At 57.5% G+C, this 14490-nt stretch carries 11 protein-coding genes; 9 read left to right on the top strand and 2 right to left on the bottom strand.

Features of this window, described 5'->3' with window-relative positions:
- Positions 1-3: 3 nt before the first annotated feature.
- The gene (cuyA, locus tag ACR0JA_RS17460; RefSeq protein WP_480577745.1) at positions 4-1017 is read right to left on the bottom strand and encodes a D-cysteate sulfo-lyase; all 1014 of its coding nucleotides are present in this window, start codon (positions 1015-1017) and stop codon (positions 4-6) included.
- A 122-nt stretch (positions 1018-1139) separates the two neighbouring features.
- Between cuyA and ACR0JA_RS17455 the strand changes: the two genes are divergently transcribed.
- On the top strand, positions 1140-2015 hold the full coding sequence (locus ACR0JA_RS17455; RefSeq protein WP_480577742.1) for a LysR family transcriptional regulator: 876 nt from the start codon (positions 1140-1142) through the stop codon (positions 2013-2015).
- A gap of 169 nt (positions 2016-2184) precedes the next feature.
- Here ACR0JA_RS17455 and ACR0JA_RS17450 read toward each other — a convergent pair whose 3' ends face one another.
- Complete coding sequence (locus tag ACR0JA_RS17450; protein ID WP_480577739.1) at positions 2185-3723, bottom strand: sulfatase-like hydrolase/transferase; 1539 nt, start codon at positions 3721-3723, stop codon at positions 2185-2187.
- Between the two features lie 304 nt (positions 3724-4027).
- On the opposite strand from ACR0JA_RS17450, the gene ACR0JA_RS17445 reads away from it, so the two are divergent.
- The 8 genes from ACR0JA_RS17445 (at position 4028) to ACR0JA_RS17410 (ending at position 14490) form a co-directional block, all read left to right on the top strand.
- A complete protein-coding gene (locus ACR0JA_RS17445) occupies positions 4028-4825 on the top strand; it encodes an inositol monophosphatase family protein (protein WP_480577736.1) in 798 nt (265 codons plus the stop codon).
- A 4-nt stretch (positions 4826-4829) separates the two neighbouring features.
- Positions 4830-6530 carry a Na/Pi cotransporter family protein gene (locus tag ACR0JA_RS17440; RefSeq protein ID WP_480577733.1) on the top strand — a complete coding sequence of 567 codons (1701 nt, stop codon included), beginning with the start codon at positions 4830-4832 and terminating at the stop codon, positions 6528-6530.
- A 95-nt stretch (positions 6531-6625) separates the two neighbouring features.
- A complete protein-coding gene (locus ACR0JA_RS17435; protein WP_480577730.1) occupies positions 6626-7987 on the top strand; it encodes a glutamine synthetase family protein in 1362 nt (453 codons plus the stop codon).
- 340 nt (positions 7988-8327) lie between these two features.
- A complete protein-coding gene (locus tag ACR0JA_RS17430) occupies positions 8328-9473 on the top strand; it encodes an iron-containing alcohol dehydrogenase (RefSeq protein WP_480577727.1) in 1146 nt (381 codons plus the stop codon).
- Positions 9474-9475: 2 nt separating this feature from the next.
- Positions 9476-10315 carry an EamA family transporter gene (locus tag ACR0JA_RS17425; RefSeq protein ID WP_480577724.1) on the top strand — a complete coding sequence of 280 codons (840 nt, stop codon included), beginning with the start codon at positions 9476-9478 and terminating at the stop codon, positions 10313-10315.
- 176 nt (positions 10316-10491) lie between these two features.
- A complete protein-coding gene (locus tag ACR0JA_RS17420) occupies positions 10492-11319 on the top strand; it encodes a DeoR/GlpR family DNA-binding transcription regulator (RefSeq protein WP_480577722.1) in 828 nt (275 codons plus the stop codon).
- A gap of 54 nt (positions 11320-11373) precedes the next feature.
- Complete coding sequence (locus ACR0JA_RS17415) at positions 11374-13413, top strand: ABC transporter substrate-binding protein (RefSeq protein ID WP_480577719.1); 2040 nt, start codon at positions 11374-11376, stop codon at positions 13411-13413.
- Between the two features lie 72 nt (positions 13414-13485).
- The gene (locus tag ACR0JA_RS17410; RefSeq protein WP_480577716.1) at positions 13486-14490 is read left to right on the top strand and encodes an ABC transporter permease; all 1005 of its coding nucleotides are present in this window, start codon (positions 13486-13488) and stop codon (positions 14488-14490) included.

Raw genomic sequence — 14490 nt, 5'->3', positions numbered from 1 at the left:
TGCCTAGATATTCACCCAGCGGTTTTTGTGGTCGAACGCAAAGTCATAGCCTCCCAAAGCTGCCGCACCGCCAGTATGCAGGAAAACGACGCGCTGGTCTTTGAATTCACCCTTGCGTGCCAGATCGATCAGACCCGCAGCGCCTTTGGCCGAGTAACAAGGGTCCAGCAGAATACCTTCCAACTCGGCAAACATCTGGATCGCCTCGATGCCACTTTCTGTCGGCAGGCCATAGCCTTCGCCCACATAGTCAGTATTGGCCACCACGTCTTCGCGCCTTACGACGCCTGCACAACCCAGCTTTTCGGCGGTCTTGCAGGCAAGGTCGTAAACCATCTGCTCCTGCTTTGGCTGCGGCGCCCGCGTCCCGATTCCCAGTACCGGCACCTGCGCATTCATCGCGCACATGCCGGTTACCAACCCAGCCTGCGTTCCCGAAGAGCCGGTCGCATGCACCAGCCGATCTATCCGCAACCCGCTGTCATTGGCCTGCCCCAGCAGCTCAAAGGCAGCATTTACATAGCCAAGCGCGCCTGTTGGGTTCGAGCCGCCGCCGGGAATGACATAGACATTGCGGCCCTCTGCACGTTTCTTCTCGGCAGCCTTTTCCATTTCTCCCGGCATATCGTGACCACCGGGAAACTTCTCGGTCGTTGCACCGTGCAGATGGTCCAGCAGAACGTTGCCGTTGGTGTTGTAATTCCCGTCCTGATAGCCGGTGCGATCTTCCAGAAGGATATGGCAATCAAGCCCCAGTTTGGCGGCAAAGGCGGCGGTCTGGCGGCCATGGTTGGTTTGGGTGGCCCCTTGCGTCATTACCATATCCGCGCCCTGCGCTTCGGCCTCGGCCATCAGGAATTCCAGCTTGCGGGTCTTGTTTCCCCCGGTGGACATGCCGGTGCAATCGTCGCGCTTGATCCAGATTTCGGCGCCCAGTTCCTTGGACAGCCGTTTCATAGGCTCAAGCGGTGTCGGAAGATGGGCGAGGTGAAGACGAGGAAAGCGGGCGAGATGCATTTGGCGACTCCTAATATCAATTTCTGTCATTTTATCGCCTGACCCTCTGCACATCTAATTCGAAATCTTGCGGGTATATTGCATGAATTGCATATTGTGCGCCCTCGCAGTATCTAGAATGCATGCGACTTGAGTGGATTGACGACATTTTGGCGGTGCTGGACAGCGGGTCTTTGACGCGGGCCGCAGAAAAGCGGTTATTGACACAATCTGCCTTCACGCGTCGGGTTCGGCTCATTGAGCAAAGCGTTGGCGCAACCCTGTTCGACCGCCGCCGCAAACCGGTGTCCCTAATGCCGGGCATTCAGGAATTGGAACCCGAACTGCGCGAGCTCAGCACGCGGCTGCACAAGTTGCGGCACACGCTTAAGATAGCGAACGACAAGGCCGGAATGTCCTTATCGTTTGTGTGCCAACATGCGCTTACCGCAACGATTTCGCCAATGATCGTTCGCAATCTGACGGAAGAGGACGATATCTCGGTTCATGTACGGTCAGGCAATCAGGACGAATGCCTGCTGAATCTGATTTCAAAGGACGTCGATTTTGCGATCATGTACGCCATTCCAGGGGATGACACGCGCGACCTTGGAAACGCCTTTGAAGCCAAGACGCTGGGAACGGATATTCTGGTGCCGGTCTGCGCACCAGAGATGCGCGACGACGTGGCTGGTACGACGCCGCCAATAATCGGCTACCCGCCTGAGGTTTTTCTTGGTCAGGTCTTCGCCCGAAAAATCGCGCCCCAATTGCCAAAAGGTACCGCGCCCGTGATCCGCGCCGAGACGGCGCTGACGCTGGCCATGCTGCAATACGCCAGGGAAAGTATCGGCGTGGCCTGGCTGCCAAATATTTTGGTCTCTGAGCCTTTGGCAGGGGGTCAGCTTGTGCGTGTTGACGACGTGTTGCCCTCACAAGCGCTGACGATCGAGGTGGTGCGCTTGGCGTCGGCCCAGTCCGCGTATTGCGACCAAGTCTGGCAACGCTTTGGTCAGTGAACCCCGGGCTTTTCTTCGCGACCGAGCTGGCTGGTAAACGAATAGACCCGCTGCTTGAGGCCGGTCGGATCTACTTTCTTAGATGAAGCACCGTAGGGTGTTCGTTCGGCCCACAATCGAGCACAGTGCTATCGGCCCTGTTTGGGCAACGCCCAACAGCTGACGGTGTTTAAGCCTTTGAAGCACTTGGATGGCGCGGGCCCTCGGATGTGATCATCCAATTGGATAGCGTCTTGTCCATGTGCCTCATTCGATGGCGCAGCATTTCCCGGGTCATGCGTGCCAGCGTTTCCGCATACTCTGCGCGATCCGCGACATTCTTCAATTCGCCTTGGCCGGACCCGTCGAACAACAGCGGCGGCAGATCCGCTGCGAACATGACCAGTGTGAAACGATCATCCCGCAATATGCTAAGACAAGAGTCGGCCAATTCGGTTCCCAAGTCGCGCTGCCAGCGTGTTGGCTCCAGCGGATCCGCAAAATCGAGCTCGGAGAACGAGTACTTGCGCCAGTTCGAAGGCCCCTCGCCTCGAAGAAACGGCAGCAGAGACCGCCCGTTCATCGCATCCGGTACAGGTTGCCCGACCCATTCCAAGATCGTGGGTGTTACGTCGATGGATTCCGTAGGCTCGGAAACGCGCACCCCTCTGCCACCTTCGGGCATTCGTATGATCAGGGGCGTGTAATAGGCTGCGTCATAGACCGACATCTTGCCCCAACTGTGACGATCACCCAGCATCTCTCCGTGGTCTGCGGTCACAACCAGCAGAGTGTTGTCGTACTGCCCACTGTCTTTCAAAAACTGCACGACACGTCCGATATGGTGGTCAACTTCGGTGGCGAGCCCCAGATAGATCGAGCGCAGGATGCCCACCGTTTCATCTGTCGGCTCGAGTTCGTTGAAACCTTCGACAAATCCGGAAACCGTGCTGTTGGCGCGGGTGGCTGCAAGAAAGCCATGTATGGCGTCTTCGGCTTCGGGTGCGTCCAGCCGCGTCGGCATCGGCAATGTGTCCGGGTCATACATCCGGTTGTAGGGCGCGGGCGCTACCAGCGGTGGATGCGGGCGCAGGTAAGTCAGATGCGCAAACCAGCCTTGCTCCCCGTCCGCGTAGGCGGGCATTGATTCCAGAAAGCGATCTGTCAGGAACGCCGTATCGCTGTCCTCGGCCTTGTAAAGCGCCGGGTCGTTCAGCGCTGGCGTTGTGCCATCCGCCGAGACCGGTTTGTAGACCTCGGAATAGGTGTCGAACTTGTAGCCACGGTTTTTCAGGTGCGAACGCCAGGGAAATGACATCTCCATGCGCATTTCGAGCATTTCCTGAAACCCGGGCATGTGAAATTCGTAGGATCTGAGTGCCGGGTCATTGGCGTCAAATGTACGGGGGTCTTGCGAGGTATCGGTATATCCGAACAGCATCGGCAGATATCCTGCCTTGCGCATCTCGCTGGCGATCGTTGGAATGTCGTGGCGCAGTGGCGTCCCATTGCGCACCGAACGGTGGTTCATGGAATATTGGCCAGTCAATATTGACGCGCGCGACGGTCCACAGGGGTTGGTGACCGAGAAGTGTCTGGAGAACGTTACGCTTTCGTCCATCAGCGCCCGCAGATTGGGCAGATCAACATGTTCGGCCAAACCTCCGAACAGACAATCTGCACGCATTTGATCGATTATCACAAATAGAACGTTCTGCTTGTCGCTCATCGAGTCCCGTTCCTGTACCCCAAGGTTTTGGTTGGCAGCCCAATCAGACTCTTGTCAAAATCGTGCCACCGCAATCTGCGTCGTGAGGGAACGGTATGATCCCTCAAAAATCCACACAAAAATGAAGTAAACAAATAAAAACAGATTTTGCCAGTTGTGTTGGAGAGATTTTGTGGGATTATTGCGTGTATTGGAGCCGAGATGTGGGATTCTGATGCCGCAAGTAATCGAAAGTCCGGATTTTCGGGGATGGCGCGCTGGCCAATTGGGGCGCGCAATCCAGATTTAGACAGGACGGAACCGGATGCAGACTCCTAAGAACTCACAAACAGCCGAGACGGCGGATCTGGTGTCTCATGCGATGAAGATCGCTGATTTGGCCAACACCGCGGCCCGCGCTTATTTTCGTGGCAGGCTGGGGGTCGAGTTCAAACTGGATGAAAGCCCAGTTACGCAGGCTGACAAGGGTGTTGAAGCGCAGGTTCGCGCCTATCTTGGGCGTCATTTCCCCGATCACGGCATCTTTGGAGAAGAGCACGGCTTTGAAGGGCTGAACAACCGCGAAGTCTGGATCATCGATCCGATCGATGGCACCCGGTCTTTTCTTTCGGGTCATCCGCTTTTTGGCTTTCTGCTTGGGCACCTGCTCGATGGAAAACCGGATATCGGAGTAATCGGTATGCCGGCGATAAACGAAGTCTTCATCGGCGTATCTGGTCAGGGCGCGACGCTGAATGGCGAAGCGATCACTGCGTCAAACCAGACAAGGCTGGATCAGTCCATTCTGTTCGTGAACGAAGGGGACAAGATTTACCGCGATAATCCAGATTTGTTCGCAAAGCTCATGCAATCCGGACAGACCAGACGTTTCGCTTATGATTGCTACCCACACGCTCTGCTAGCGGCGGGGCATGTGGATGCGGTGATTGACTATGACCTGCAACCCTATGATTTTCTTCCGGTTCTTCCCGTTGTCGAAGCCGCAGGCGGAGTGATGACCGACTGGGATGGCAAGCCGCTCGACCTAAAGTCGGACGGTCGGGTAATCTCTGCCGCGACGGCCGAATTGCACGCCGAGATGCTGGATATGGTAAACGGGTAGGATCATGGCGATCGTCAGTTTCCTCATAAGCCTGGCCGGAGCGACAATGTTGCTGCTTTATGCGGTGCGCATGGTGCGCACGGGCATTGAACGCAGCTACGGGGCGTCTTTCCAGCGGGTGATGACAGGCCAGCGCAGCCATGTACAGGCGTCGATGGCAGGTGTTGCGATGGCGATCGTGCTGCAAAGCTCGGCAGCGGTTGCATTGCTGACCTCGGGGTTTGCTGCGGGTGGTTTGCTGAGTTTTCCAGCTGGTCTTGCCATGGTTCTGGGCGGCGATCTGGGATCGGCGCTGATTGTTCAGATCCTGTCGTTCAAGCTGGACTGGCTGGTGCCGCTTTTGCTGGCAGTCGGCGGATACCTGTTCGTAAAGACTGACGCCAAAAAGCCCAGGCAACTTGGGCGCATCCTGCTGGGGGTGGCGTTCATTCTGATCTCGCTGCGGTTCCTGCGCGAGGCGATGGATCCGATCCGCGACAGCGCCTTCCTTCCTGCCATCGCCGATTATCTGGCCCGCGACTACATCACCGCGTTTCTGGTCGGAGGTGCGCTGGCCTTTGTCATGCATTCATCGGTCGCGGCGATTCTGATGTGCGTTACGCTGGTTCAGATCGGCGCACTTCCGTTTGCGGCTGGTTTGTCGCTGGTATTGGGGGCCAACTTCGGCTCGGCCTTCATTCCGGTCTGGTTGACTCGCGGAATGGCGCTGCCTGCCAGACGTATTCCATTCGCCAATCTCGCGCTGCGCGGCAGTTGGGCGGTGATCACGCTTTTCGCCGCCACGGCGGCGCTGCGCGCGGGTATTTTGGGGGATCTTCAGGGCGGGCAGATGCTGGTCCTTGCACATCTGGCATTCAACGCCTCGTTGCTGGTGTTGGCGCTGCCCTTCTGCGGACGCCTGAGCGCCCCGTTCGAACGGCTATTGCCCGAACCCAGGACCGAGCAGGCCAAGATGCCGCTCGGGCGCCCGGAAAGTACGCTGGACATGCGCGATATCGGCAGCCCCAACCAGGCGCTTTCAAGCCTAAAGCGCGAGCTGCTGCGGATGAGCGATCTGATCGGTGCAATGTTCCGGCCGACGCTCGAACTGTATCGCAGCGGCGACAAAGAGCAGATACGCGCCGTCCGGGACATGGACGATGATGTGAACGAATGCCTGTCAGGCATCCGCCAATACGTGGCCGCCATACCGGCCGAGGAATTCGGAAAACAAAACGCCAAAGTGGCCCGGGATCTGATGGAATACGCGATCCGTCTTGAAACCGCCGGCGACGTTGTTGCCAAGCGCCTGACCGTCCTGGCCGGTGACATGCGCAAGAAAGGTGCCTCGTTCTCGAAAGAAGGATGGTCCGAACTGGTTCAAATGCACGAGGGCATACTGGCCAACCTGAAACTAGCTTCCAACGTCCTGATCTCGGACGATCTGGAAAGCGCTCGGTTGCTGAGCCTTGAGAAGACCGAGATCAAACGGGCCGAGCGCGACAGCCGCAAACGCCACCTCAGACGGTTGCAACATGGCAGTACGGAAAGCTTTGAGACCAGCGATATCCACCTGGAAACACTGCGCGCGTTCCGCGAGTTCAACAGCCACATCGCGGCGGTGGCCTACCCGATCCTGTATCGCAACGGGCAATTGCTGGAAACGCGCCTGATTGAAGAAATGCCGCAAATGGAAAAAGACGCAGATACCGAGGTCAAAGGATGACGACACCGGGATAGACTGACTTCCCCAAGGGAAAAGAAAATACTGGCGTCGCTGCGACAGACGCTCAACGACATCGCGATCAAGGAGGAAGCATCGTGAGCGGGACTCTCAACTTCGACGACCTGAAAGCTAAGGTGAGCGCTGGTGAAGTGGACACCGTGCTGGTCTGTATGGTCGATATGCAGGGCCGTCTGATGGGCAAACGCTTCCACGCAGGCCATTTTGTGGCGGGCGCCTGGGAAGAAACCCATTGCTGCAACTATCTTCTGGCCACCGACCTTGAGATGGCGACACCAGACGGCTACGCCGCATCCAGCTGGGAGCGGGGGTATGGCGACTATGTGATGAAGCCGGATCTGGACACTTTGCGCCTCGTGCCGTGGTTGGAGGGCACGGCGATGGTGATGTGCGATGTGCTGGACCACCACACCCATCAAGAGGTCCCGCATGCACCCCGGTCCATTCTAAAAGCACAGGTGAACCGCCTTATGGCGATGGGCTATGACGCGATGTGCGCAACCGAGCTGGAGTTCTTTTTGTTCGAGAAGAGCTTTGATGCGATCCGCAAGGACGGGTTCCGCGATCTGCAGCCAATCTCGGGCTACAACGAAGATTACCACATTCTCCAAACCACCAAAGAAGAGCATGTGATGCGGCCGATCCGCAATCACCTGTGGAACGCGGGGATTCCGGTCGAGAACTCGAAGGGCGAGGCCGAGACCGGGCAGGAAGAGTTGAACATCCAATACGCACCCGCGATGGACACGGCCGAATATCACTCGATCGCCAAGAATGCGGTGAAAGAGATCGCTTGGCAGCATGGCCATGCAGCGACATTCCTGCCGAAATGGCACCACGACAAGGTTGGCAGTTCCAGCCATGTGCATCAGTCGCTTTGGGCCGACGGGAAGCCTGCGTTTTATGACGCGGACGATGAGCTGGGCATGTCGGAGCTGATGAAAAGCTATATGGCGGGGCTGTTGAAATACGCCGCCGACTACACTTACTTCATGGCCCCCTACATCAACAGCTACAAGCGGTTCATGAAGGGGACCTTTGCGCCGACGCGGATCATCTGGTCGGTAGACAACCGCACCGCAGGTTTCCGCCTGTGCGGCGATGGCTCCAAAGCCGTTCGTGTCGAGTGCCGGATTCCGGGCTCGGACATGAACCCCTATCTGGCGATGGCAGGAATGCTGGCTGGGGGCATTGCGGGTATCGAGGAAGGCTTGGAGTTGCAGCCTCCGACCCAAGGCGATGTTTATCAGGGTAACACGGGGATGATCCCCGGCAATCTGCACGCGGCGCGGGATGCGCTGCATGGGTCGGCGATGTTGCGCGCGGCAATGGGCGACGCCGTTGTCGATCACTATGCCCGCGCTGCCGAAGTCGAAATTGAAGAATTCGAGCGTGTGGTAACCGATTGGGAGATTGCCCGTGGGTTCGAGCGTGCTTAGGCCGCCAGGGCAAGTGGCAAGCCCCGCGCGCGCTCAGGGGTTTTCGTGGCCAGATGAAGCGGGGAATTTTGTTGATGTTGAGAACGTGGCGAACGCTGAACCTCTCCCCAGAGGCCGCGAAACAACGGGAGTTGCGTTAGGGACCCGCCCGTATTTTTGAAATACGCCGCCCGCTGGGATCGCAGTCTGCACCAGCCCGGTCGTGGCAAAAGAATTGAACGTAGAAACCAGACACGTCCCCAATCCTATCCCCTCGCGAAGGGTGCGGGCCAAGGACGAAACGCCTGCCCCGGACAGACCCCCTCGCCGGGGCAGGCCCAAAGAACAAAGGGAAGTTGACATGTCACTTGTTGGAAACTGGTCGTATCCGACCGCGATCAAATTCGGTGCCGGGCGCATCAGGGAACTGCCCGAGGCCTGTGCGGTTGCCGGGATGAAAAACCCCCTGCTGGTAACCGATAAGGGACTCGCCGATTTGCCGATTACGGCGGCGACACTGGATATTCTAGACGCCGCCGGGTTGGGCCGTGGCCTGTTTGCCGAGGTGGACCCGAACCCGAACGAGAAAAACCTGACCAAAGGGGTCGCTGCCTACAATGCAGGCGGTCACGACGGTGTCATTGCGTTTGGCGGTGGTTCGGGGCTGGATCTGGGCAAGATGGTCGCCTTCATCGCTGGCCAGACTCGTCCGGTTTGGGATTTTGAGGATGTGGGCGATTGGTGGACGCGTGCAAATGCCGACGCCATCGCGCCGACTATCGCTGTGCCAACCACGGCTGGGACAGGCTCGGAAGTTGGGCGTGCCAGTATCATCACGAACTCGGAAACCCATGCCAAAAAGATCATCTTTCACCCCAAAGTCCTGCCGACAGTGGTGATCTGTGACCCAGAATTGACCGTGGGCATGCCGAAAGCCATCACCGCGGGTACCGGACTGGATGCCTTTGCCCATTGCGTTGAGGCTTTTTCCAGCCCGCATTATCACCCGATGAGCCAGGGCATCGCGCTAGAGGGCATGCGTCTGGTCAAGGAGTATCTGCCGCGCGCCTACGCAGATGGCAGCGATATCGAGGCCCGCGCCCAGATGATGAGTGCCGCCGCCATGGGCGCAACCGCGTTCCAGAAGGGTTTGGGTGCGATCCATGCGATGAGTCACCCTGTCGGCGCGGTATTCAACACGCATCACGGCACCACCAACGCGGTCTGCATGCCTGCAGTACTGGACTTCAACGCAGCAGCCATTGTCGACCGGTTCCAGTCGGCGGCCGCATTTTTGGGGATCGAAGGCGGTTTTGACGGTTTCTGCGCATTCGTGCAGGACTTCAACGACAGCCTGGGCATCCCCCGGGGTCTGTCTGATCTGGGCGTCACCGAAGCATCAATCCCGGATCTGGTACAAGGTGCGCTGATTGACCCGTCTTGCGGTGGTAACCCAATTGAGCTGACGGAACAAAACCTCACCGAGTTGTTTTCCAAGGCGCTCTAACAGTGAGCTTCGGCATCGTTCTGATAATCCTTGCAGCCGCTTTGCTGCATGCGATGTGGAACACGGTTGTCAAAACGGCAACGGACCGAACTGTCACGCTGGGGCTGGTCGCCTTGGGTCACGTCATTCCGGGTGCGTTGATGGTGGCGGTGCTGCCATTGCCGGATTTGGCAAGCCTTCCTTATCTGGCCGGCAGTACCGTGGTGCATTTTGGGTATTTCTACATGCTGAACCAGGCCTATCGGCACGGTGATCTCAGCGTGGTTTACCCTATTGCCCGCGGCATCGTTCCAGCACTGGTTGCGCTTTGGGCGGTGATTTTCGCGGGCGAGCATCTTCCGATGCAGGCTTGGCTTGGGATTGCCGTGATTGCCACCGGCATTCAGGTCTCAAGCTGGTCGGTTCTGAGACAAGGGGTTGGTCGGGCATCGCTTGTATTCGCCGTTGGGACAGGTTGCTGTATTTCCGTCTACTCGCTTGTGGATGGTCTGGGCGTGAGGGTATCGGGGAACATCCTGAGCTATTGGGCATGGCATTCGGTGCTGCACATATTCCTTGTCGGCTTTGTTGCCCTGCGCAGAGGATCCCGCATCCTGACGCTGCCGCTTCGGACCTGGGCCATAGGTCTGATGGGGGGCGTGGTGTCGATGACCGCATACGGGCTGGTACTTTACGCCAAGAACTTTGCGCCGCTCGGCGTTGTCTCGGCGCTGCGAGAAACTTCAGTGATATTCGCAGCCCTGATCGGGTACCTGTTTTTGTCCGAGGGCAACCCGGTGCGGCGGATTTTGGCGGCCGTATTGATGGCAGCAGGTGTTACCATGATTGCGCTGTCGTCCTGAAAACCTGCAGGACCGGATTGTCGGGTGTGTGACCAGACCCAAGTCGCGGCGCCGCATTGTGCGCAAGAGCGTGCCCGGCATGTAAAATTGACCGGAAAAGGCAGAAAAACAAAAATTGTCACAAAAGTTAAACATTTTTTGTGGAGTTTTAAGCGAGACTGTGGTGGAGTTCGGAAATGGATCACGATAGCGATCACATCCCTCATCGGGGCCGTGAACTTCTTGATGTATTGGCAAGGCTCGGGGGCTCGGCGCGCAATACCCAGATCGCGCAGGTCATGGACGTGTCCGAAGAAACCGTTCGCAGGCTGGTCAAGGGACTGGCAAAAAAGAACATGGTCGAACGGGTGCATGGCGGCACGTTCCTGTCGCGCGCGCAAGACACACCGATGTTTTCCGGGGCGTTGGAGCACAATGCCGAGGAAAAGACGCTTATCGCCAAACAGGTCCGACATATTGTCGAAGACGGCATGGTGCTGTTCGTCACCGTAGGGTCGACAATGACACATGTTGCCGAACAATTGCGCGACCGAAAGAACTTGACTGTGGTCAGCAACTCGCTGTCGGTTGTCGCTTCACTGGCCGATCACAATGGAACACGCGCAATATTGGCTGGCGGCGAGGTCATTCGATCCGAACGTGGCAGTTTCGGTCGCGCTGCCGAACAACTTGCCTGCCAATACAGCTATGACGCCGTCATCTGCGGCGCGGATGCGGTCTCGCTTAAGGGCGGTGTTTTGGCTTCAAATCCGCTGGAGGCTGAACTGACGCGCGCGTTGCATGGCAACACCCGGCGCATGATCGTCGCAGCGGATCACACAAAATTTGCAGAGCGTGCCGCCAATGTCGCTTGCCGGTTCGATCAGGTTACCGATCTGGTGACCGACAAGGTGCCACCCAAACCCTTTGCCGCTGCATTGAAGGATGCAGGGGTTAAAATTCACGTCGCCTCTCGCCGAGGTGGCAAAAAGAACAAGAAAACCGACGTTGCCGCAGTCAGCTAATCGGTTTCACAAACACACAAAAAACGAAACTGGCCTTATCCTTAGGGAGGAAACATGAAAAAGCTTCTGATGTCAGGCGTGGCGCTGGCCACTCTTGGGGGCGCTGCATGGGCGAATTGTCCAGCGGCGACAGTTGCAGATATGCAGGGAGTATCCGATGGAGCGTTCCCGCAGCAATTTGACCTGTCCGAATTTCAATCGGCGGCCGGCTGCACGCTGAGTTTCGCCGAGAACCCGGCCATTGGTGACCTGAACGGTATGATCCGTGGCAACGGCGACCTGCCAGGGCTGGCGGACCGTCTTCCGTCCGAGCCGCTGGTCATCGTGCCATATGACTCGATCGGTCAATACGGCGGTGTTCTGGATGCGCTGTCCAACGCCACAGAAAGCGGCACTTCGGACTTTTTGTCCGTACGCCATGTCAACCTGTTCCGCTATTCCGACGATCTTCAGACTTTGGTGCCCAACGTCGCCAAATCGTGGGAGTGGAACGATGACTTCACTCAACTGACCGTCCATCTGCGTGCTGGTCACAAATGGTCGGATGGCGCGCCCTTTACCGCAGCAGATGTCGTGTTCTGGTACGACAATCTGATGATGGATACCAATGTCATCGCCGAAGCCAAGGATTACGCACTGGCAGGCGGTGAGCCGATGAAGGTCGAGGCTGTGGATGATACCACGGTTCGCTTTACGCTGGCTGCACCCAAGCCCGGGCTGACCGAAACATTCTCGTTCACCTATGTACAGCCATACCAGCCAAAGCACTTCTTTGAAAAATACCACCCGGCGCTGGATGAGAATGCCGACGCAAACGCGCAGGCACTGGGCTATGAAAATGGCTATGAGCTGATCAAGGCCTACTATGGCAACTCGGACTGGATGGACACTCCGTCGCCAATGTTGACTGCGGGCGACAAGCTGGCGGGATTGCCCAGGGACACCATGCCGACTCTGGAAAGCCATATCCTGGTGAAGGAAAGCACCGAAGGTCGTCACTATGTGGCCAACCCCTATTTCTTCCAGGTCGATACGCAGGGCAATCAGCTGCCTTATATCTCGGAAATGGATGAAACCTACGTCCCGGATGAAGAGGTGCGCAACCTCAAGCTGCTGAACGGCGAGGTGGACTACAAATCTCAGGGCGTGAACATTACGTCTGCCCCGGTTTTGCTGGAAGGACAGGAAAGCGGAAACTACACCTTAGAGGTGAAGCCCGCGATTGGATATCCCGTGCTGACCTTCAACGTGACCGCCGAGGATGAGGCAAAAAGAGCCATCTTCAACGACATCCGGTTCAGAACCGCCATGTCGGTTGCGATGGACCGCGATCAGCTGAACGAGGTTACCGCATTCGGACTGGGGGAACCGACGCAGTATATCGGCTTTTCACCGCGCCCGGATTTCATCGACGAGAAGTGGTCGAACCACGAGATCACCTTTGATCAGGACCGGGCGAATGCCCTGCTGGATGAGGCCGGGCTGACGGATCAGAACGGGGACGGTTTCCGCGACCTGCCAAACGGTGACCCGCTTGTGTTGGACTGGCAGTTCTCGACTCAATCCGCATCGGCACAACTGGTGGAACTGATTGCCCAGAACTGGAAGGACGTAGGCATCAACACCGCCATCAAGGAAGTCACCTCGGATGAATTCCGCGCCGCACAATCGGCAAATACTCTGGACATGGGGATGTGGCTCAAAAGCCAGCCTGCCGGTTCGGTGCTTGGTGATGGCGAGATTTGGGTGCCGCCCTTTGACGGGTACTTTGATGTCCGCACCGGGATGCTGTGGGCAGAATATATCAGTTCGAACGGTGAAAACGGTGTCGAGCCGCCCGCTTGGGTTGCCGATCTGAAAGCCGCCCTGGACACCTATCAATCCAGTGCACCCGGATCGGACGCCTCGGTCGCTGCCGCGCAGAAGATGGTCGAAATCATAACCTCGGAACTGCTGTTCATCGGAACGGTCAATTCCCCGGCACCGATCTACCATTCGAACAATCTGCAGAACTTTACCGAGTTCAAGACGCAGTCCTATGAGTTCTATCGGACCTATCCCTACCGCCCCGCACAGTGGTGGTTATCGGAGTAATCTGACCCTCGATCTTTGACGATGGAACGGGGCGTCAGCGTCCCGTTCCAAGTGCTAGCCGGGAACATAGAAATGCTCCAATTCGCTCGCTTTGCCGCCACCCGTGCGGTAATGGCCGTGGTAACACTCGTATTGGTATCCCTCATCGTTTTCACGCTGATGGAACTTGTGCCGGGCGATTGTGCCGAACGCTATCTTGCCTACAAGAACACTCAAGGCTCGGCCATCACTCTGGCTGACATCGAGGCAGAGCGCGCGCGCTTGGGGCTTGATCGCCCGTTCCTGACCCGTTGGGCCAGTTGGTTGAGCGGCGCGTTTCGGGGCGACTTTGGCGAAAGCTGTATCCTGCGTGTGAACATCGCACAGCTGCTGGGTGACAAGTTCTGGATCTCGCTGTGGATTTGCCTCGGTTCGTTGACGCTGGCCTACATGATCGCAATCCCGGTGGGTATTGTTTCGGCAGCATCGCACAACGCATTCCTCAACAATTCGCTGCGCCTGATCAGCTATCTGGGCCTGGCGATGCCCAACTTTCTGCTGGCGCTGATGGTGATGCTGTTTTCCACAATCTATTTCGGTGAAACACTGACCGGTCTTTTCAGCCCTGAATACCGCGAGGCGCCGTGGTCCTGGGCCAAATTCGTGGATTTGCTGAAACATGCCTGGCTGCCCATATTCATTCTGGGTTGGTCCGCGACCGCCTTTGCGCTGCAGACCGTACGCGCCCTGATGTCGGACGAAATCGGCAAGCTATACGTCACCGCCGCAGCTGCGCGCGGCATCTATGGCCGCCGCCTGTTGTGGCGCTATCCTGCGCGTCATGCACTGGGTCCGATTGTCAATTCACTGGGATTTGACCTGAATCGCATCTTCAATGAGTTGCCCATCGTCGCCCTGATCCTGACCCTAACCGAAGCGGGATCGCTGCTGCTTGAAGCTCTGGCGCGATCGAACGACCAGCAATTGGCGGGGGCCATCATCTTCCTGCTGACAGCCGCAATCGTCACACTGAATTTTGCCACGGACATCCTGCTGGCCGTGATTGATCCACGTGTACGCAAGAGCATTCTGAGGTAA

This window comes from Ruegeria sp. AM4 (genome assembly GCF_056540665.1).
The sequence above is the reverse complement of the archived record's forward strand: the minus strand, read 5'-3'. Positions and strand labels throughout refer to the sequence as shown.